Consider the following 20,076-nt stretch of genomic DNA (forward strand, 5'->3'; position numbering starts at 1 on the left):
CGGGAGCCCGGCCAGGGGCTCCAGTCTTCACGGCCCTCAGGCCTCGGCGCCCACGCCCACCACGAGGCCGGGCTGCGCGGCCGGCTGGGCAGGCCGGGGCCGGCGAGGCTCGGGGACGTGCTGGGAAGGCTCGCGCCAGTCGAAGCGGCCCTTGAGCTTGATGAACCAGCTCTCGAAGTAGCGGTGGCTCAGCGTCGCCGCCACCACGCTCACCGCCAGCGTCAGCACGAAGTACACGGCCACGCCCTGCCCCGGCAGCGCCTTGCGCACCACGTTGAGGGCGAGCATGTGCAGCAGATAGACGCCGTAGCTGACCGTGCCCACGTAGCGCACCCAGGCATGGCCCAGCACCGGCGCCAGCGCATGCTGCTCACGGATGCAGGTGGCCACCACCAGCGCCGTCATCACCAGCGAGATGAGCCAGGTGGGCGCCTCGTGCCACACCACCACGCCCGCCATCAGCACCGCCATGAGCGGCACGCTCCACGCCTGCCCCAGCACCCGGGCCACCCAGGCGAACCCCTTGGGCGAGTGCGTCAGGTGCGCGGCCAGGCACCCCATGCAGATGGACGCCGAGACGCTGGTGAGCACGCGCCCTCCGAGCTGGCTCGCGTCCAGCAGCCCCGCGGACACGGCCCACGGCGCGCCCACCGACACCACCAGCAGCCCGCCCATGAAGAGCACCGGCGTCCAGGTGCGCCGCGACAGCGCCATCACCAGCGGCCACAGCAGGTAGAACTGCTCCTCGGTGGCCAGCGACCAGGCGAAGTAGAAGATGACGCGCTTGTCCGCGGCCGGCGGGACGAACCAGTTGGACGTGTAGGTGAGGAAGGCCGGCAGGTTGGCGAAGAAGTCCCCGCGCACCACCGCATCCTTCTCGGAGACGAACACCAGCGCCGCGTACAGGCCGAGCACCGTGTAGTAGAGCGGGAAGATGCGCAGCGCGCGCCGGGCGAAGAAGCCGCGCAGCGAGATGTGCCCCGCCTTGTCGCGCTCGCGCAGCAGCAGCGTGGTGATGAGGAAGCCGCTGATGGCGAAGAAGAGCGAGACGCCCAGGTAGCCCCGGCCCACCAGCCCCGAGTGACTCCCCGCCACGTGGTAGGCCACCACCGCCACGATGCTCAAGCACCGCAGTCCGTCCAGTCCGGCGAAGAAGCGGGCGTTCAGGAATTGGTTGTGGGCGTTTGGCATGGAGTTCCCGGTTTGTTGGGACTCCATGTTTATCAGCGCTGAAGGATTCCGGAAGAAAGAAAGTTCGCCTCCAGGTGCGAAATTTCAACTACTGCACACCCGGGTCACCTAGGCCCTTGCCATGTCGCATAGCATGCGACGCCGCCCCCCATTGGAGCCCCCTCCGGACCCGGGCTCCCCACACGGAGCCGCGTCACTGGCGGTTCTGCATCCGCTGGTGCATGGCTTCGCGTCGGCGCTGGTGCTCCTCGCGCACCTGGGTGATGAGCTCGCGGGCGCGTGCCTTTTGCGTGTCGCTCAGGAGCAGCTCCGCCTCCTGGTAGGCCGCGTCATCGTTGGCTCGCAGCTCGGTGATGAGGGGCTCCACCTGCTGCCTCCGCGCGCGCATCTCCTCGGAGTCGGGCGGCGGACGCGGCGGACGCAGTGCCTCCAGCTTCTCCAGGATCGGCGCGTTCTTCTGTTCCAGCGCCGCCTGCAGCGCTTCCACCTGCGCGGCCTGCTCGGCCGTCAGGGCCAGCGCCTCCTGGTTCTTCAGCAACAGCTCCAGCGACGAGGACGGCCTGCCCGGGCCTCCTCCGTGTCCTCGTGGGCCCTGCGCGCTCGCCAGCAACGGGATGGCCAGGACCAGTACGAGGGGCATCATCTTGCGAGACATGTTCTTCCTCCTGTTCGCGTCCCGGGCCGGCCTGCCTTCCAACGTCTGCCTCGCAGGTTCCCTGACGCTTCAGGATTCAATATGTCCGCGCCACATTTCCCGTGGATGACGCCCGTATTTCGGAATGTGTTGGAGCCCGCGTCCTCCGTGCGAAGCCCGACGGGGGCATCTGCGCGCACCAGGGAGCACGGGCGCTCGTGTACAGTGCGCCGCCATGCGCTCCGCACCTCTTCCCATCGACCTGCTCGGCCTCATCGGCAACACCCCCATGGTGAGGGTGACCCAGCTCGACACCGGCCCATGTGAGCTCTACCTCAAGCTCGAGAGCCAGAACCCTGGCGGCTCCATCAAGGACCGCATCGGCCTGTCGATGATCTCCGCCGCCGAACAGGCCGGCCAGCTCGGACCCCACCAGAAGCACATCGTCGAAGCCACCGCCGGCAACACCGGCCTGGGCCTCGCGCTCGTCGCCGCCCAGAAGGGCTACCGGCTCACGCTGGTGATTCCGGACAAGATGAGCCAGGAGAAGGTGCTCCACCTCAAGGCGCTCGGCGCCGAGGTGGTCATGACGCGCTCGGACGTGGGCAAGGGCCACCCCGACTACTACCAGGACGTGGCCGAGCGCATTGCCCGGGAGCTGGGGGGCTTCTACGTCAACCAGTTCTCCAACCCCGCCAACGCGCTGGCCCACGAGACCACTACCGGCCCGGAGATCGCCGCCCAGCTCGGCAACCGCCTGGACGCCATGGTGTGCGGCGTCGGCTCCGGTGGCACCCTCGCGGGCCTCTCGCACTACTTCGCCAAGGCCATCCCCGAGTGCGAGATGGTGCTCGCCGACCCCGAGGGCTCCGTGCTCACGGAGTACGTGCGGACGGGCAAGATGGGCAAGGCGGGCTCCTGGGTCGTCGAGGGCATTGGCGAGGACTTCCTCCCCACCATCGCGGACCTCTCCCGGGTGAAGAAGGCCTACACCATCCCCGACAAGGAGAGCCTCGAGACGGCGCGGCTGCTGCTCAAGACGGCCGGCATCCTCGCGGGCTCGTCCTCCGGCACGCTCATCGCCGCGGCGCTGCGCTACTGCCGCGAGCAGACCACGCCCAAGCGCGTGTGCACCTTCGTCTGCGACAGCGGCAACAAGTACCTGTCGAAGATGTTCAACGACTTCTGGATGGCGGACCAGGGCTTCCTGCCGCGCCAGGCCCATGGCGATCTGCGCGATGTCATCACCCGCCGCTACGCGGAGCGGGCCGTCGTCACCCTGTCGCCCACCGACACGCTGCTCGTCGCCTACGGGCGCATGAAGCTCTACGAGGTCTCCCAGCTGCCGGTGCTCGAGGGCAACAAGGTGGTGGGGATGATCGACGAGTCGGACCTGCTGCTCGCGGCCATCGACGACGAGACGCGCCTGCGCCTGCCGGTGCGCGACATCATGACCACGCGCCTGCAGACCGTGGATGTGCGCACCCCGGTGCGCGAGCTGCTCCCGCTGCTCGACAAGGGCTTCGTGCCCATCGTGGTGGATGGCGAGGAGTTCATCGGCCTCATCACCCGCATCGATCTGCTCAACCACCTGCGGCGCAAGCTGCGCTGAGCGGGCCGTACGAGGTTGCTCGTACGCGCTGTAAAGCCTCACGCGGAAGGGGCCCGCTCCGCCAGGAGCGGGTGGTCCTTCCCCAGGCATGGATGGTATGTGCTCCGCCCTTTTCTGGAGGAGACACCCCATGCGTACCTTGAGCATCGCCCTGCTCGCCCTGGCCATCACCGGTTGCGAGACGACGTCCGGCACGGGCCGGAAGACCGCCGCCGAGCGCGCCGCCGAGATCGAGCGCTACCGCGCGCAGAAGGCCGCGGAGGAGCAGGCTCGCAAGCAGGCCATCGCCGAGGGCCGTGACCCGGACCAGGCCGTGGCCGAGGCGACGCCCGCCACGCCCGCCACGCCCGCGACTCCGGCCACCCCGGCGACGCCCGCTGCGCCCGCGACCCCGGCCACTCCCGCCGCCGCGGCTCCGGCGGCCCCCGCGCTCCCGGTGGGGCCGAGGACGGGCCTGTTCGGCCTCCGGGCGTCGCTGCTCGGCAGCACCCTGAGTACGGGTGAGTCCGCGGGCAGCACCTCCACCGTGGGCCTCCGCTACTTCTTCAATGAGATGGTGGCCGCCGACGTGGACGCCGGCTTCGCCTTCGTCTCGGTGGGGAAGACGTCCGTCTCCGGCCTGGCGCTGGGCCTCGGGCTGAACATCTATGGCGGCAGCCAGGGCAAGGCGCTCCGGCCCTTCTTCGCGGTGGCGGGCTCGCTCAGCCAAGTGGGTGCCGCGGACACCAGCACCACGCTGGTGTCCCTCTCGGCCGGTGGTGGCCTGGAGTACTGGGTCGCTCCGCAACTCTCCGTGAGCACCACCCTGCTGCTGGGACTGGCCACGGTGCCCAACGCGGACACCCTCGCCATCGGCACCTTCCGGCCCAGCCTCGGCGTGACGCTGTATACCGAGTAAGGCGTGCCATACTGGCCGTCCCCCCATGCTCTCCCGGCCGCTCACGAATGGAACCCGGACGTGGACCTCCCCCAACGGGGAGCTGCGTCAGTGGAACCCCGCCCCCCATGTCCTCGTGTTGAGGTTCCGGGGGGCGCTGTTCGAGGCGGAGTTCGCCCGGGTCGCCGTGGCGGTCATCAACGAGTTCGCCGCCAGCAACCTGGGGAAGATGGACATCTTCCACGACTGGCAGGACATGGCGCTCTACACCACCGAGGCGCGGACCGAGCTGACGGAGCTGGGCCTGCGCCTGCTGACGCGGCTCAACTCGCTCAACGTGCTGTTCAGCTCCAATGTCGTGGAGATGGGCGTGACGATGGCCAGCATCACGTTGGGGGGCATTCGCATGTTCAACCAACGCGAGGAGTTCGAGCGCGCCATCCAGCAGGCCGTGGAGGCGCGGGGAGGCACGTACACCCCGCTGCCTCCGGGGTGACGGCCCGCGGCCCCAACGCCTCGCCGTGCAAAGGAGAACGCCACCGCTGACGTCTGCCGCACGCAGCCGTCCTGGCATGTCGGACAATCAACCCAGACCTCCCTGGCATGAGCGGCCGCCGCTCCCTTGCGGCCCCATGCGGCCCCAGCCTCCCGCGCATGAATCGAATCCACGGGAAACGGGCCGTTGTGCTGGGCGGGGCGGGATTCATCGGATCGCACCTGTGCGAGCGGCTGCTCGCGGATGGAGCCTCCGAGGTCATCAGTCTGGACAACTTCGTCACCGGCGATGAGCGCAACCTCGCCGCGCTGCGGATGAACAAGCGGTTCGTCTCGCTGCACCACGACATCACCGAGCCGTTCAGCTTCGACGGGCCGGTGCACTACGTCTTCAACATGGCCTCGCCAGCCTCGCCCATCGACTACGCGCAGCTGCCCATCGAGACGCTGCGCGTGGGCTCGCTCGGCACCGAGAACGGCCTCCGGCTGGCGCACCACAAGGGCGCGGTGTTCCTCCAGGCCTCGACGTCGGAGATCTACGGCGACCCCATGGTGCACCCGCAGCGCGAGGAGTACTGGGGCAACGTGAACCCCATCGGCCCACGCTCCTGCTACGACGAGGCCAAACGCTACGGGGAGGCCATCGTGGCGGCGTACCGGCGCGCGTACGGGGTGAGCACCCGCATCGTCCGCATCTTCAACACGTACGGGCCCCGCATGCGGCTCAATGATGGGCGCGTGGTGCCCGCCTTCGTGGGGCAGGCGCTCCGCGGCGAGGACTTCACCGTCTTCGGCGACGGGAGCCAGACACGCTCGTTCTGCTACGTGTCGGATTTGATCGACGGCATCGTGCGCCTGGCGAGGTCGGACGTGGAGGAGCCGGTCAACCTCGGCAACCCGCGCGAGCAGACCCTCCTCCAGTTCGCCGAGGCGGTGCGCGCGGCCATGGGCGGAAGCAGCCACATCCGCTTCAAGCCGCTGCCCCAGAATGACCCCCAGCAGCGCCAGCCGGACATCACCCGGGCGCGCACCCTGCTCGGCTGGGAGCCGCGGGTGAGGCTCGAGGACGGCCTCCGGGAGACGATCGCGTACTTCCGCAGCGTGGCCGAGCACCCGGGCGCGTACCCGTCTCATTCCCTGTCGGACACGGGACCCGTGATGTGACGCTGTCCCCCTTGCGCGGGCCCACTGTCCACCCGTGAACCCACCACCTGCCGCCTGACCGGATGCCTGCACACCGGGCGCGCACCGCACGACCCCGTCCTCGTCCGAGAGCGGCCCCTATCTTGTCTCGGCAATGCGCACGGCTCCCCGTGAACGCGGGAGCGGGAGCCGGGCAAGCGAGAGGCGGAGGGGGCCAGCTTCATGCTCGTCTACGGAGACCATGCGCGTGAGGTACGGCCCTCGGAGGTACTCGCGGCGATTCGCGGGCGCCTGCGCCGGGTGGAGGCCGTGCCCGCGGGTCTCGCCCGTCACATGGCCCTGGTGAGCCTGCTCCTCGAGGCGGGCGAGCTCGCCCAGGGCCTGCTCGACGCCGGCTTCGCCGAGCGGCGCCAGGACGAGCCGGGCCAACGCGGTGCGGCATTCCTCGCGCTCCCCATGGCCTTCGCGCGTGCGCTGCGGGACTCCTATGTAAGTGGCTTCATGCGCTACAGCCCCTTCCCGGACGAGGTGCTCGACGCGCTCGAGCGCCTGGAGTTGCCGGAGCGGGTGACGGTGAAGGAGCCCGAGGGCTACACCTGCCACGCGCTCTACCCGGAGCTGTACCTGGAGGCCGCGCGCTCGCTGCGGCTGTTGCCGCGCCCGCCGCTGGTGGTGGGCATCCGCGGCATCGGCACGAGCCTCGCGTGCGTGGTCGCCGCCGCCTCGGGCACCACGGCTCCGCCCTTCACCGTCAGGCCGGAAGGCCCTCCCTTCCAGCGCACCCTCCGCCTCGGGCCCGGCCTCGAGCGTGAGTTGCTGGCGCGCGCGCGGGAGTCGCACGTCGCCATCGTGGACGAGGGGCCCGGGCTGTCGGGCAGCTCCTTCGGCGCGGTGGCGGACCTCCTCGAGAAGCGCGGCATCCCCGAGGACCGGTTGCTCTTCTTCCCGAGCCACGCGGGGGAGCTGGGGCCCGTGGCCAGCGAGCGCCACCGGCTCCGCTGGGCGCGCGCGCGCCGGTACACGGCGGACTTCGATGCGCTCTTCGTCCGCCCGGATGACCCGCCCCCGCCGCTCGCCGCCTGGGTCGAGGACATCATCGGCCCCATCGTGGGACCGCTCGTGGACGTGAGCGGGGGCGCGTGGCGGCACAGGGTCTTCCCGGACGAACGCCACTGGCCCGCGGTGCACGTGCAGCAGGAGCGGCGCAAGTACCTCGTCCTGTCCGAGCGCGGCACCTTCCTGCTCAAGTTCGCCGGCCTCGGCCTCTACGGAGAGCGGCGGCTCGCGCGGGCGCGGCAGCTCTCGGAGGCGAGCCTGACGCCTCACGTGGAGGGGCTGCGGCACGGCTTCCTCGTCCAGCGGTGGCTCGAGGGGGCGCGGCCCCTGCCGCTGGCACGCGGGCTGGATCGCGCGGAGCTCGTGGCGCGCGTGGGGGCCTACCTCGGCTTCCGGGCCCGCCGCTTCCTCGCGGAGCCCGGGCGGGGGGCCTCTCTCGCGAAGCTGCTGGAGATGGCGCGCTACAACAGCGCCCAGGTGCTGGGAGACGGGTTCGCCGAGTCGCTCGGCGTCTGGGCTCCGCGCCTGGAGCGGCTCTCCGCCGAGGTGCGCATGGTGGAGACGGACAACAAGCCGCACGCGTGGGAGTGGCTCGTCCTCCAGGATGGGCGGCTGCTCAAGGCGGACGCGGTGGACCACCACGACGCGCATGAGCTGATCGGCTGCCAGGACGTGGCCTGGGATGTGGTGGGCGCCGCCGTGGAGCTGGAGCTGGACGCGGCGGAGCAGAGCATCCTCGCCGAGTACGTGGCACGCGCGAGCGGCCACGCCGTCAGCGGGCCGCTCATGGACTTCTACCGGCCGTGCTACCTGGCCTTCCAGCTGGGCCACCACACGCTGGCGGCCTCGGCGCTGGAGGGCGTCGTCCCGGAGGAGGCCGCGCGCCTGCGCCGGGCCGCGGCGCGCTATGCCACGCTGCTGCGAGCGCCTACGGCACGGTGAAGGCGTAGAGCTTGTTGTTCGGGGTCCCCACCTGGAAGTTGGAGTAGCCCGAGCCCCAGTACACCGTCCCGTTCGACACCGCCGCGCCCGCGTTGCACGAGCCACCGCTGACGAAGGTCCACAGCAGGGCGCCCGTGCTCGCGTCGAACGCGTACATGTGGCCCAGCGGATCAATGGAGCAGCCGAACACCACGCCATTCGCGGTGGTCACCGGGGCCAGATCCTGCGCGCCCTGGAGCGGATCCGGCGTCTGCCAGACGATCTGCCCGGTGGCTGCGTTCAGCGCCGTGAAGTTGCCCCAGGAGCTCGTCTGTCCATTGGGCAGGGTGTACTCGAGGTGGTCGTAGTTGACGTTGGCCGCGTAGATGCGCCCGTCCGCCATGGCCGAGCCCCACATCATGCCGCCGCCCACGCCACCGGGCCCCACGCGGGTGCTCCACACGGTGGCGCCCGTGTCCGGATCCAACGCCCAGTAGATGCCGCTCTTCTGGCCCGCGCCCACCAGCTCGCGCTGGGTGCCGTCGGCGAGGTGCGTCTTGAAGAGGATGGCGCCCTGGCCGAAGTCGTAGTCGGGGCCGCCCGGCGGGGGGCAGTCCTCGGGACGGATGAGGCACGTCAGGATGAAGACGTCCTGGGGGTAGAGCTTGCGGCCCCACTTGATGGCGCCGGTGCTCGCGTCGAGCGAGAGCATGGCATCGAAGTAGTCATCCGGCGCGATGCACGCCGCCGCGGTGGCGTCATCCGTGGCATTCACCAGGCACTGCCGGACCTCGGGCGGCACGTTGGAGTTGTTGCCGGTGGTCACGTAGAGGGAGTTGCGCTTCTTGTCGAGCACGAGCGTGCTGCCCCAGACGCCACCCCCCGAGTACCCCTCCGGCATCACGAAGGTGCGCCACACCACCGCGCCCGTCGCCGTGTCCATGGCCACCACGTTCCCGCGGAACGTGCAGCACGGGTAGGAAGGATCCGCCGCGTAGCTCTCCTCGTACGAGGCGACGCCCACGTAGACGCGGGTGCCGTCGACGATGGCCGACTGCGTGATGACGGCCGCCGGGTGCGAGTCCGGATGGGACTTCCAGACCAGATTGCCGGTGCTCGCCTCGACGGCGAGGAAGTCGCCGTTGAGCGTGCCGAGGTAGAGCCGCCCCTCGTGGAAGGCCGGGGTGTTGCGCGAGCGGCTGCCAGGGATGCCTGTGTACTCGGAGATCTGCCGGGACCAGATGCGGGCCCCCGTGGCGGCATTCACCTTGTGCAGCCAGCCGCCCCAGTCCGGGAAGTACACCGCGCCGTCCACCACGGATGGGGTCGCCGAAACATCGCCCTCGGCGGTGAAGGTCCACTTCACGTACAGGTTGGGCGCCGTCTGGGGGCTGATGCGATGCTCATCGCCCGCGCTGCGCGTGTTGTGCAGATCACCGCCAGCGAACTCCCAGCGGCCCCAGCCCAGGAGCTGCTCGCAGGCCAGCAGGGGAAGAATGATCAGCGCCAGGCCCGCGGCCCGGTGCATGAAACGTCGGTTGGATGTCATGCGCGGCTAGATACACCCCCGCGCTTGCGGCACTCCACCCGGGGGCCGGAGTCACTTGGCCCGCCAAGAAGAAACCGTTCCTTCTCGGATGAGCACGGCCCCGGAAGCTCAGGCCGCGTGGAGCCGGGAGGCGGCGGCCGAGGCGCGGGCGGCGGCCACGGCGGCCTCGAGGTCCAGCTTGCCGCCGGTGCTCACCTTCCCCTTGAGGTCCGGGTCCACCTCCACCGTCTTCACCAGCAGGTCGCGCACCTGGGCGGCCGTCAGGTCCGGGTTCTCCGCGAACATCAGCGCCGCGGTGGCCGCCACGCGAGGGGTGGCCATGGAGGTGCCGCTCATCTCCTCCCAGCGGTTGCCGGGCACGGTGCTCAACACGTCCTCGCCCACCGCGGCCAGCTCCACCACCTTGTCGCCATGCGACGAGAAGCCCGCGAGCTTGTCATTGCGCTTGTCCATGGACGCCACGGTGATGACGTTGGGCAGGTCCAGGTTGGCCGGGAAGTCCGCCACCTTGTTCATGTTGCTGCCGTTGCCATTGGCGGTGGCCGCCACCAGCAGGATGTCCGCATCCGCCAGCTTCTGCACCGCGCTCTTCCAGCGCGCCTGCGAGGCCGCGTCCCGGTACTCGTCACCGAAGCTGGCGTTCACCGCGCGGATGTTGGCGCCCTTGGACTTCATGTCCACCACGTAGTCCACCGCGCGCTCGAAGTTCGTCAGCAGGTCCTTGCCGTCGTACAGGCCGCCCACCGAGAGGATTCGCGCCTTGCCCGCCGCCACGCCGGTGTTGCCCTGGCCGTTGTCCTCGGCGGCGATGATGCCCGCCACGTGCGTGCCGTGGTCCGTGCCCTCGCCCTCCATCGGCTCGCCCGAGTTGAAGCCCACGTTGAAGCCGTGGACGTCGTCCTTGATGCCGTTGCCATCGTTGTCGAGGCCGTCCCCCTCCACCTCGCCGGGGTTGGTCCACATGGCCCCGTCCAGGTCCGTGTGCCGGGTGTCCACGCCACCGTCGAACACGGCGATGACGGGCACGCCCGTGGGCGTGGGCCTGGGCTCCACCGGGCCGGTGGACTCCGCCTCGCGCGCGGTGGACAGCGGCGCCACGGACGGGTGCGTCAGCAGGCCCAGCGGCTGCGCACCCGGGCGCAGGCCCGTGGGACGGTCCACGAACTTCGAGCGCGCGGACGCCGGCTCGAATCCATCCACCGGGCGGCGCACCTCCGCGCGCGGAGCGGCGGCAGCAGCCGGGGCCTGGGGAGACGCCACCTCGGAAACACGCGGGCTCTTGGGCGGGAGGGACGGGCTGGAGAGCTTGGAGAGGGTTGTCATGGCGTGTAGGCCTTTCTGCTGAATTATCGGCCCAGCACGCAGAGAGTTGCCTCCGCACCCTTCAGGAAAATCAGGGGCTCTCTCAATGGTTGGGAGTTCAAGGAGGGCGTACTGTTCATTAGCGAAAACTCCCGAACGAGACAGGCCGCGTCATGCCGTTCTCCCGCCGTGCTTCCACCTCCCTGTCCCGCTCGACGCTCCTGCAGATGGGGGCCCGCATCGCGGGAGTCGTCGCGCTGGCCACGCTCTTCAGCTACCTGCACGTGCTGCACTCGGTGCGGACCGAGAACCTCGCGAGGCTGGAGCGCTACGTCGTGGAGCGCAGCCAGCGCGAGCAGGGCATCTTCATGCTGGCGCAGGACAACCACGCCGTCCTCCAGAAGGCCTTGGCGGAGAGGCTCCGCGCCCCGCCGCGGGAGGACGTGGACGCGCGTTTCGACAGCCTCTTCGTCCAGCTGGCCGACGGCAGCACCCGCAACCGCCCCGAGGTCTTCGACGGCACGAGGATGCCGGGCGTCATCGTTCCCAGGGGCATCCGCGTCGATGCGGGACTGCGCCGGCGCATCCTGGCGGCGTATGACGTGCTCGCCCAATACGGGCCCGCCCTGCACACGCGCTTCACGAACACCTACGCCGTGCTGCCGGAGGACGTGCTGGTGCTCTACTGGCCGGAGCGCCCCACGTGGATCCAGGAAGCCGAGAGCGGCATGTCCTTCCTCACGCTGGAGTTCTACGAGCTGAGCCTGCCCGGGAAGAACCCCCGGCGGGAGACGGTCTGGTGCGGCATCTACTCGGATCCGGTCGACCGCAGCTGGATGGTCTCGGTCTCCACGCCGCTGGACCTGGACGGCCGGCACGTCGCGACGATAGGCCACGACGTGCTCATCCAGGAGTTGATGACCCGCACCATCAATGACCACCTGCCCGGCGCGTACAACCTGCTCTTCCGCGACGATGGCCAGCTCATCGCCCATCCCCAGCTCACCCGGGAGGGCACCACGGGCATCTATTACATCCCGGGCAGCGCCGGGCAGAGCCGCGACGCCCCCACCGCCACCGAGGAGCAGCAACACGACCTGCGGAGCATCTTCGAGCAGGTACACCACGCCCCGCCCGGCCAGACGGTGGCGGAGCTGCCGGAGCATGACGAGTACATCGGCATGGCCCGGCTCCAGGGTCCCGGCTGGAACTTCGTCACGGTGCTGCCCGAGAGCGTGGTGTCCCAGCCCGCGCTCCAGGCCGCGCACCAGGTGCTGCTCGTCGGCATGGTCGCGCTGCTGCTGGAGCTGGCCATCATGTCCTGGGTGCTCAAGCGGCACATCACCCGCCCGCTGCTGGCCTTCACCCAGGCCGCGGACCGGGTGGCCGCTGGCGACTTCCATGTCGGGCTGGACACCTCGCGCGAGGACGAGCTGGGGCAGCTGGCCCGCGCCTTCCGGTTGATGGCCGACAAGGTGCAACAGCGCGAGGAGGCCCTGCGTCAGGCCAAGGAGAGCCTGGAGCAGCGCGTCGAGGAGCGCACCCGCGAGCTGAAAGAGGTCCACCACCAGCTGGTGCGGACGGCCCGGAGCGCGGGCATGGCGGAGATCGCCACCAACGTGCTGCACAACGTGGGCAACGTGCTCAACAGCGTCTACACCTCGGCCCAGCTCGCCCGGGAGCGGCTCAGCCAGCTGCGGCTCGAGCACGTGGGCCGGGTGGCGAGCATGCTCGAGGAGCACCAGTCCGACGCCGGCGCCTTCCTCACCCAGGACGAGCATGGCCGGCATGTGACGCCCTTCCTGAGCAAGCTGGGACAGCATCTGCTGAACGAGCGCACGGCGGTCCTCGCGCTGCTCGAGGACGTGGGCCGGTACACCGAGCACATCGGCGACATCGTCAAGGTGCAGCAGCGCTACGCCCGGGCGCCCCGGGTGCAGGAGCCCGTGCACCTGGAGGAGCTGGTGGAGGACGCGCTGCGCATCAACGCGGCCGGGCTCACCCGCCAGGGCCTCGAGGTGGAGCGGCAACTGGAGCCGCTACCGCCCGTGCCGACGGACAAGCACAAGGTGCTGATGATCCTCGTCAACCTGATCAGCAATGCCAGCCATGCCCTGGAGGGTGTCGCCCCAGGCAAGCGGCACCTGGGCGTGAAGCTGGAGCGCACCGGGGACGGGCGCGTCCGCATCGAGGTGCGGGACAACGGGGTGGGCATCTCGCCGGAGATGCTGCTGCGAATCTTCCAGTACGGCTTCACCACCCGGGACGAGGGGCATGGCTTCGGTCTGCACTCCAGTGCCCTGGCGGCGCAGGAGCTGGGGGGCTCGCTGGTGGCACACAGCGATGGACCGGGACGAGGGGCAACGTTCAGCCTGGAACTCCCTCTGGCCGAGCGCGAGCCCTGAAGGCGGACCTTTCGACAGGAAGCCTCCCCGGCTGATATCACTCCGGATGCGAGGCTTGTAACCGCGGCGGGAAGTGCATGGGGGGGGACACTTTCCGCGGCCTGGCTCGACGCTTCACACCATCCCCAGACATACGCCTCTCGCTCTCATCGAATCGGAGCCCGCATGGCCGGTGACACCGTCGTGGACTTCAACCGCCTTCCTCGCACCACCCGCGAGCGAATCGTCGACAGCCTGGGCCCCAAGCCCAGCCTGGCACCGCTCTTCGCCGACCCCCAGTCCAAGGGGATGCGCATCTTCGGGTGGACGATGTTGGGCCTCTACTGCCTGTCCTCCTTCGTCAGTTGGACCTTGAAGGACTTCGGTGAGGCCGGGCCCATGGCCGATGCGGTCCAGGGCGTCTGGGCCCTCCCCCTCTACTTCGGCTCCGCCTTCTTCCTCACCGCCGCGGTCCTCGCCATCGCCTTCCACGTCATGCGGGGCAAGGCCCTGCCCTTCCCTCCCGGGCGCTACCTCTTTCCGCTCGACTTCATCGACGCCCGTTCCCGGAACCTGCGCATCGTCTCCTTGAGCGAGCTCGACGACTTCAAGGCGGTCCATGAGCACACGAATGGTGCCTATACGCACACCACCTTCACCTTCGACTTCGGAGGCGGTCACCGCGAGCAGTTCGTCGTCCGCAACAAGGACGAAGCCGAGAAGCGGATGCGGGAGTTGCAGCGCGCACGCGCGGCGTTCAGCAAGGCGTTGGAGGCCAAGGACGCGAACGCCGTGCACCACTTCGATCTCTTCTATGAAGTGCGCGTGCGGGGCGGCTTCGAGTCGTTCCAGGGCAACACCTCCCCCGTTCCCCAGGGAGGCGTGCTCGCCGGAGAGCTGCCGCGGCTGATCGAGCGGCGCTGGCTGGCCGCGCTCGCGATAAGCTTGGTGCTGGCGTGCAGCACCTGGCTGGTCCGCAACCTCCTCAGCGACTACGCCGCCTTCAGCAACGCGAAGACCGCGGGGCTCGAGAGCGGCTTCCGTGGCTACCTCCGGACGGGCTGGTTCCACGTGGCCGAGGCGAAGGAGCTCGGCGCGAAGGCGGGCTTCGGCGAGTGCGAGCAGACGAACACCGAGCGGTGTTGGCAGGACTTCCTGGTGAACTGGAGCGAGTCGCCCCGGCTCCAGGAGGCTCGCGTCGAGCGCATGCCGCGAGCCGCGCTCAAGGAGGCCTCCAACACCATCTCCGCGCTGCGCCAGTTCCAGGCGAAGTACCCCAACTCCGTGGTGGACGCGGAAGCCAAGGAGCGGATGCATCAGCTCTTCGTCCAGGCCCTCACCGACTTCCAGGGCCAGGCTTCCACCAAGAACCCCGCGCTCGTCCCCTTCGTGGGCAAGCTGCTGGCCCACCTCGAGGCCACCGGGAGTCCCAAGGTGCTCGTGCGCTTCCGCCGGGAGTCCTCCTCCTCGCTCGAGGAGGCCGACAAGCTCCTGGCGAAGGCCGCGAAGAAGGAGGGCAGGCCCGCCGCCAAGGTCTCCCCCCACTTCACCGACGAGCGCCTCCTCCCGTTGGAGAACAACATCACCGCGGCGATGGGCACCGCGTTCAAGCAGATCTTCCCCACCGACCTGCTCGCGCTGGAGAAGGGACCGGCGCTCTCCGCGCAGCAGGACGCCTCCGCTGACTCCGTCCCCACGCTCGGCATCCTCTACACGGTGGGCTGGTCGGGTGCGGCCTACGGCTCGTCCACGGACAACCGGATGTTCGTGGGCATCGCCTTCGAGTTCGACGTGGACATGCGCCTGCCCAACGAGAAGCCCCTGCGCTTCAGCCTGACCGTCAAGCCGCCAGAGCAGTTCAGGACCGCGTACAGCAACCCCACCGACGAGGTCGTCTACAACACCATGGCCCTGCGCGCCTTCGATGAGCTGGGCGACAAGCTCCGCCATACCTTCTTCCGCCCCGACAGCAAGGCCTTCATGGCGGGCGGCACCGCCTCCAACGCCTCGCCGTAGAGCGGCGCCGCGGGCCCGTGGACCTCGAGGCAACGGCGCCCCCTCCGCGGGTGTTGCCCTCGCGGCTACGCGGCCCGCCTCCTCCTCTCTGAAGGCACTCCGGCACGCTCCCTGCAATTCCCGAGGGAGCTGCCAGAACGCATCACTCTGCCTTTGGAGAACCCCCCATGAAGCGGCTTCCGTTGGCCCTTGCCCTGACGCTGTCCACCAGCGCCTTCGCCCAGACGAGTGAAATTCCGCAGTCCATCCAGGACAAGGCCCGCGCCCTCATCGCCGAGCGCACCGGCGCCAGCCCCGCGGATATCGAGCTCCTGAGCGCGGCCACCATCGCCTATCCCTGGCAGGGCCTCACCACCTACCAGTTCAAGGGCAGCAGCCCCAAGGGCGAGACGGCCGGTGTGGCGCTGGATCCGAACGCCGTGGAGGTGGATGCGCTCAAGCTGGATGAGCAGGAGGACGCCTACTACGTGCAGCGCTACGGGCGCATCTCCTCGGGCCTGCTGGAGGACCTGGCCAAGCTGCCCCCGGACTCGGAGGTGAAGGTCGCCATCTGGGCCCGTGAGCCCGCCGGCCTGGGAGAGGGCGCCACCCGCCCCGACGCCAGCAAGGATCCGCTGCCCGCCGACGTGGACAGCCTCTACCAGCAGCAGCAGTCCTGGCGCCGCGAGGTGGTGGCCGCGGCCACCAAGCCCCTGATCGAGCGCTTCGCCGCCATGGGCTATCAGGCCACGGCCGACGAGGAGTCCCCCGTGGTGGAGGTCACCCTCAAGCCGGACCTCGTCCGCGAGGTGGCGCGCTGGGATGACATCACCGAGGTGGACGCGGCGCGGCTCGCCGAGCAGACCCTGGATGTCGCGCGCGCCACCATCGAGTCGGATCTGGTGCAGAACGGGGGCATCACGGGCTCGGGCGTGAGGGTGGGCGTCATCGAGGTGGGCGGCCGGGCCCACACCACCAACCCGTACATGCCGCCGATCGTCCAGGACACCCTGGGCAGCTGCCTGCACTGGCACGGCACCTCGGTGGTGGGCGTCATCGCGAGCCGGCACACCACGCACAAGGGCATGGCGCCCAACGCCTCCATCTACGTGGGCGGAGACTGCTGGGGCTCCTCCAGCGGCCTGACGGCGGCCTCCAACCGCGCCTCCAACTGGGGCGCCCGCGTCTTCAACCTCAGCTTCGGCAGCAACGCCGGAACCCAGCCGGGCAGCCTGGACCGCTACTACGACGACCTGGTGCAGAACCGCTGGCGCACCGTGGTGGTCTCCGCCGGCAACAGCGGCTGGAGCGCCCGCGTCGGCAGCCCCGCGCGCGGCTACAACGTCGTCAGCGTGGGCAGCTTCAAGGACCAGAACACCGTCCTCTGGAGCGGGGACGTGATGAGCAGCTTCACCAGCGGCCAGGATCCGGTGTCCACCCACGGCGACCGCGAGAAGCCCGAGGTGGCCGGTCCCGGTGAGAACATCACCACCCTGAGCGGCGCCTCGCCGTGGCTGCACACGGTCTCGGGCACCAGCTTCTCGGCCCCGGCCGTCTCGGGCGTGACGGCGCAGCTGATGCAGCGGCGCACCGCGCTCCAGGTGTGGCCCGAGAGCGTCAAGGCCATCCTCATGGCCACCGCCGTGCACAACGTGGAGGGCGCCACGCGCCTGAGCGAGCTGGAGGGTGCTGGCTCCGTGGTGGCCACGCAGGCGGATGACATCGCCCGTGGGGTGGACGGCAACTGGGGTGGCATCGGCTACAGCTGCGCCTCGCCCACGTGGATCACCGTCGCCACCATGCCGCTGTGGGCCAACCGCCCGGCCCGCGCCGTCATCACCTGGGACACCAACACCAGCTACGCCAGCTACGCCAACCGCCCGAGCGCCGACCTGGATTTGCAGGTGCTCGCGCCCAACGGCACCGTGGTGGCCAGCTCGGCCAGCTGGGACAACACCTACGAGATCGGTGAGTTCACCCCCTCGGTGGCCGGCAACTACACGGTGCGCGTCCGCAAGTGGAGCTGCTCGCTGACGCCCAAGTGGCTCGGCTGGGCCTGGTACCAGAACCGCTAACACAGACGTATGGGGTTGGAGCCCGGGTGGCTCCAGCCCCGTCCCGGCTCAACCCGGGGACGAGATACCCTCACCCTGTCCCTCTCCCGAAGGGAGAGGGGTTGTTGAGCGGAGTTGTTGAGCGGAGTTGTTGAGCGGAGTCGTTGGGCGGGGTTACGCCTTGCCCACGACCTTCTTCAGGAAGCCCCAGAAACGGCCCGAGCGCTCCTTCAGGTCCTGGCCCCGCCGCTCCTCCGCCGCCCGCGCCGCGTCCGACGCCACCCCCAGCCGCTGCCTCAGCTCCTCAGGCGTGTAGCGCGTCGCCAACGTCGCCTTCATCTCCTTGCGCGTCGAGTACTCCTGCGCCGTCACGTGCAGCACGCACTCGGAATCCAGCCGCAGCGTCACCGCCACCCGCACCGAGCCCTTCGGCCCCCTCGGCAACCCCTCCAGCCTCACCGTCCCCAGGTACTCGTTCGCCGAGATGTGCGTGTCCTCTCCCTGGAAGACGGACAGCTCCATCACCTCTTCGTTGTCCCGCGTCGTGGAGATCGCGAACGAGCGCTGCGCCGGCAGCGCCGTGTTGCGCTCGATGACCCGCGTGAAGCCGCCTCCCGGCATCGCCACGCCAATCGTCATCGGCAGCACGTCGATGAGCACCACGCTGCTCACCTTGTCCACCGCGTTCGAGTACAGCGCCGCTCCCAGCGCCACCGCCTCGTCCGTGTTCACCCCCGCGTGCGGCGGCTTGCCGAACACTTCCTTCAGCTTCTCGCGCACCAGCGGCATCCGCGCCTGCCCGCCCACCATGAGGATGTCGTCGACCTCCCCCGGCCTCATCTTCGCGTCCAGCAGCACGTCCCGCACCACGTCCAGCGTGCGCATCACCATCGGCAGGCACGCCCGCTCCATCTCCGCCCGCGTCAGCGTGACGTGCAGATCCCTCGGCTGCCCCGCCTCGTCCATCATCAACATCGGGATGTGGACGTCGTACGAGTTGGACTCCGAGAGCGCCACCTTCGCCCGCTCGGCCGCGTCCGTCACCCGCGACAGCGCGATCCGGTCTCCCTGGAAGTTCACCTTCTCCTGCTGCTGGAAGCGCTCCAGCAACAGGTCCACCAGCACGTTGTCGAAGTCCATGCCGCCCAGGAAGATGTCTCCTCCCGTCGCCAGCACCTCGAACACGTTCCGGTCGATGCGCAGGATGGTCGCGTCGAAGGTGCCGCCTCCCAGGTCATAGACGAGCACCCGCTTGGTCACCTCGCGGTTGAGCCCGTACGCCAGCGCCGCCGAGGTGGGCTCGTTGAGGATGCGCTCCACCTTCAGCCCCGCCATCCACCCCGCCCGGCGCACCGCCTCGCGCTGCGGCTCCGAGTAGTACGCCGGCACCGTCACCACCGCGCGCTCCACCTTCTGCCCCAGGTGCTGCTCCGCCAACTCCTTGCACTCGCGCAGGATGATGCCCTGCACCTCTTCCAGCGACAGCACGTGCTCGCCCATCCGCACCGCCGCCCGGCCTCGCGCGTCGGCGAGGATCTCGTAATGGAAGCGCTCGCGCACCTGGTTCACCACCGCGCTGTCGAAGGGACGTCCCACCAGGCGCTTGGCACCGTAGATGGTCTGCTCGGGGCGCAGCAGCACCTGGCTCTTCGCGCGGTGGCTCACCAGCAGCTTGCCCTGCGTCGAGAGCGACACCACCGAGGGGATGGTGTTGTAGCCCTCGCGCGAGCGCAGCACCATGGGCTTGTTGTTCGTCACCACCGCCACACACGAGTTGGAGGTGCCCAGGTCGATGCCGATGACCGGGCCCTTGCTCTCGATGCTCGCTGGCGGCGTGAGGAAGACGGTGCGCACCTGAGCCGGTGAGCTCTTGGGCTCGGGAGGCAGCGGGGCCGCTGGCTTCGCCACCGCCGGAGCGAGCTGCGGTGCCACTGGCGGTGCCGGGGCCCTGGGCGGTGCGGGTGCGGCGGGCGGTGCCACCGGAGCCGCGGGGCGGGCACCCGACGGCGGCGGCGCGGGCTTCCTCGCCGCGGGCTTGAAGGGCTGCCCCGCCACGGGCCGTGCGAACTCGAGCGGCTCGTCGTCGTCGGACGACTCCAGCTCCAGCTCCACCGCGCTGCTGGCCTGTCCGGCGCGCGCGGGGGGTGGCGGAGCGGCGGGTCCGGGCGTGGCCGCCGCCGAGAGGTCCGCCAGATCGAACTCCTGCATGCTGTTGCTCTGGCGCGCGGGCGGCTTCGCGGCGGGCGGGGCCTCGGCTCGCGGGCGCTCCGGCGGCAGCGTGGCGGCGACGAGCTCGTCGATCGGAATGTCGACGGCGGTGATGGGCGGAGGCGGAGGCGGAACGATGGGCTCGGCCGGGCGGGCCCCGGGGACGGGCCGCGAGCCGGGAGCGACGGGCGCCACGGACGGAATCCCCTGCATCGGCGCCACCGCGGGAGCGCCCGGGGGTCTCGCGGCCGCGGCGGCCACCGGAGGCGCGCTCACGGGCGCCTCGCCCTTGCGCTGCAGCATCCGGTCCACGAGCGACTGGGAGGGCGGGTCCAACTCGGTGAACTGGATGCCCATGCCCGGTGGCCCGGACAGGTCCTCGGGCGGGCGCACCCAGCGCACCACCGCCGAGCCCTTCATCACCCGGAGCCCATCGGCGATGCGCACCTCGAACTTCACCGGGGTGCCCACCGGCTGCGGCTCGCGCGAACGGATGAACATGCCCCCGGGGCTGATGTTGACGGCGAACTCCTCGACGAAGTTGCCGATATCCGTGTGCTTGAGCTTTACCAGCAGACCCACGGCCTTGCGGTCCGCGGCGCGCCGTCCCTGATCCATAGCGTCTGACTGTCGCGGGTAAGACTGCCCCGCTCAA

13 protein-coding genes are annotated in these 20,076 nt (G+C 69.9%); 8 read left to right on the forward strand and 5 right to left on the reverse strand.

Translation table 11 applies throughout. From position 1 onward, the window contains the following. Positions 1 to 36: 36 nt before the first annotated feature. The gene (locus NR798_RS41575) at positions 37 to 1,191 is read right to left on the reverse strand and encodes an acyltransferase family protein (protein ID WP_375768136.1); all 1,155 of its coding nucleotides are present in this window, start codon (positions 1,189 to 1,191) and stop codon (positions 37 to 39) included. A gap of 193 nt (positions 1,192 to 1,384) precedes the next feature. After that, positions 1,385 to 1,846 (reverse strand): hypothetical protein, encoded by a 462-nt coding sequence (locus NR798_RS41580; RefSeq protein WP_375768137.1) that lies wholly within the window; start codon positions 1,844 to 1,846, stop codon positions 1,385 to 1,387. 214 nt (positions 1,847 to 2,060) lie between these two features. On the opposite strand from NR798_RS41580, the gene NR798_RS41585 reads away from it, so the two are divergent. The 5 genes from NR798_RS41585 to NR798_RS41605 all read left to right on the forward strand — a co-directional run bounded on the left by NR798_RS41585 (position 2,061) and on the right by NR798_RS41605 (position 7,950). Then, positions 2,061 to 3,437 carry a pyridoxal-phosphate dependent enzyme gene (locus NR798_RS41585; protein ID WP_375768138.1) on the forward strand — a complete coding sequence of 459 codons (1,377 nt, stop codon included), beginning with the start codon at positions 2,061 to 2,063 and terminating at the stop codon, positions 3,435 to 3,437. Between the two features lie 130 nt (positions 3,438 to 3,567). Continuing rightward, positions 3,568 to 4,335 (forward strand): hypothetical protein, encoded by a 768-nt coding sequence (locus tag NR798_RS41590; protein WP_375768139.1) that lies wholly within the window; start codon positions 3,568 to 3,570, stop codon positions 4,333 to 4,335. Positions 4,336 to 4,360: 25 nt separating this feature from the next. Then, positions 4,361 to 4,810, forward strand: coding sequence for a hypothetical protein (locus tag NR798_RS41595; protein WP_375768140.1), 450 nt, complete (start codon positions 4,361 to 4,363; stop codon positions 4,808 to 4,810). Positions 4,811 to 4,968: 158 nt separating this feature from the next. Continuing rightward, entirely contained in the window at positions 4,969 to 5,973 is a 1,005-nt protein-coding gene (locus NR798_RS41600) for a UDP-glucuronic acid decarboxylase family protein (RefSeq protein WP_375768141.1), read from the forward strand. 201 nt (positions 5,974 to 6,174) lie between these two features. Further along, positions 6,175 to 7,950 carry a hypothetical protein gene (locus NR798_RS41605; RefSeq protein ID WP_375768142.1) on the forward strand — a complete coding sequence of 592 codons (1,776 nt, stop codon included), beginning with the start codon at positions 6,175 to 6,177 and terminating at the stop codon, positions 7,948 to 7,950. Here NR798_RS41605 and NR798_RS41610 read toward each other — a convergent pair. Both NR798_RS41610 and NR798_RS41615 read right to left on the reverse strand, forming a co-directional pair. Continuing rightward, entirely contained in the window at positions 7,937 to 9,478 is a 1,542-nt protein-coding gene (locus tag NR798_RS41610; RefSeq protein WP_375768143.1) for a PQQ-binding-like beta-propeller repeat protein, read from the reverse strand. The genes NR798_RS41605 and NR798_RS41610 overlap by 14 nt on opposite strands. A 108-nt stretch (positions 9,479 to 9,586) precedes the next feature. Further along, positions 9,587 to 10,801 (reverse strand): S8 family peptidase, encoded by a 1,215-nt coding sequence (locus NR798_RS41615; RefSeq protein ID WP_375768144.1) that lies wholly within the window; start codon positions 10,799 to 10,801, stop codon positions 9,587 to 9,589. Between the two features lie 152 nt (positions 10,802 to 10,953). Between NR798_RS41615 and NR798_RS41620 the strand changes: the two genes are divergently transcribed. The 3 genes from NR798_RS41620 (at position 10,954) to NR798_RS41630 (ending at position 17,234) form a co-directional block, all read left to right on the forward strand. After that, a complete protein-coding gene (locus NR798_RS41620; RefSeq protein WP_375768145.1) occupies positions 10,954 to 13,185 on the forward strand; it encodes a PAS domain-containing sensor histidine kinase in 2,232 nt (743 codons plus the stop codon). A gap of 165 nt (positions 13,186 to 13,350) precedes the next feature. Then, positions 13,351 to 15,180: a hypothetical protein gene (locus NR798_RS41625; protein ID WP_375768146.1), complete on the forward strand. Its 1,830-nt coding sequence runs from the start codon at positions 13,351 to 13,353 to the stop codon at positions 15,178 to 15,180. A gap of 167 nt (positions 15,181 to 15,347) precedes the next feature. Beyond that, positions 15,348 to 17,234: a S8 family serine peptidase gene (locus tag NR798_RS41630; RefSeq protein WP_375768147.1), complete on the forward strand. Its 1,887-nt coding sequence runs from the start codon at positions 15,348 to 15,350 to the stop codon at positions 17,232 to 17,234. A 153-nt stretch (positions 17,235 to 17,387) separates the two neighbouring features. Here NR798_RS41630 and NR798_RS41635 read toward each other — a convergent pair whose 3' ends face one another. Next, the gene (locus NR798_RS41635; protein ID WP_375768148.1) at positions 17,388 to 20,039 is read right to left on the reverse strand and encodes a TIGR02266 family protein; all 2,652 of its coding nucleotides are present in this window, start codon (positions 20,037 to 20,039) and stop codon (positions 17,388 to 17,390) included. Positions 20,040 to 20,076 lie beyond the last annotated feature (37 nt).

The organism is Archangium gephyra (assembly GCF_042230915.1).
Taxonomy (GTDB): Bacteria; Myxococcota; Myxococcia; order Myxococcales; family Myxococcaceae; genus Archangium; species Archangium gephyra_B.

Excerpts from the sequence above, each read along its gene's own strand:
- NR798_RS41575 (WP_375768136.1), bottom strand. The coding sequence starts at position 1,191 with ATGCCAAACGCCCACAACCAATTCCTGAACGCCCGCTTCTTCGCCGGA.
- NR798_RS41580 (WP_375768137.1), bottom strand. The coding sequence starts at position 1,846 with ATGTCTCGCAAGATGATGCCCCTCGTACTGGTCCTGGCCATCCCGTTG.
- NR798_RS41585 (WP_375768138.1), top strand. The coding sequence starts at position 2,061 with ATGCGCTCCGCACCTCTTCCCATCGACCTGCTCGGCCTCATCGGCAAC.
- NR798_RS41590 (WP_375768139.1), top strand. The coding sequence starts at position 3,568 with ATGCGTACCTTGAGCATCGCCCTGCTCGCCCTGGCCATCACCGGTTGC.
- NR798_RS41595 (WP_375768140.1), top strand. The coding sequence starts at position 4,361 with ATGCTCTCCCGGCCGCTCACGAATGGAACCCGGACGTGGACCTCCCCC.
- NR798_RS41600 (WP_375768141.1), top strand. The coding sequence starts at position 4,969 with ATGAATCGAATCCACGGGAAACGGGCCGTTGTGCTGGGCGGGGCGGGA.
- NR798_RS41605 (WP_375768142.1), top strand. The coding sequence starts at position 6,175 with ATGCTCGTCTACGGAGACCATGCGCGTGAGGTACGGCCCTCGGAGGTA.
- NR798_RS41610 (WP_375768143.1), bottom strand. The coding sequence starts at position 9,478 with ATGACATCCAACCGACGTTTCATGCACCGGGCCGCGGGCCTGGCGCTG.
- NR798_RS41615 (WP_375768144.1), bottom strand. The coding sequence starts at position 10,801 with ATGACAACCCTCTCCAAGCTCTCCAGCCCGTCCCTCCCGCCCAAGAGC.
- NR798_RS41620 (WP_375768145.1), top strand. The coding sequence starts at position 10,954 with ATGCCGTTCTCCCGCCGTGCTTCCACCTCCCTGTCCCGCTCGACGCTC.
- NR798_RS41625 (WP_375768146.1), top strand. The coding sequence starts at position 13,351 with ATGGCCGGTGACACCGTCGTGGACTTCAACCGCCTTCCTCGCACCACC.
- NR798_RS41630 (WP_375768147.1), top strand. The coding sequence starts at position 15,348 with ATGAAGCGGCTTCCGTTGGCCCTTGCCCTGACGCTGTCCACCAGCGCC.
- NR798_RS41635 (WP_375768148.1), bottom strand. The coding sequence starts at position 20,039 with ATGGATCAGGGACGGCGCGCCGCGGACCGCAAGGCCGTGGGTCTGCTG.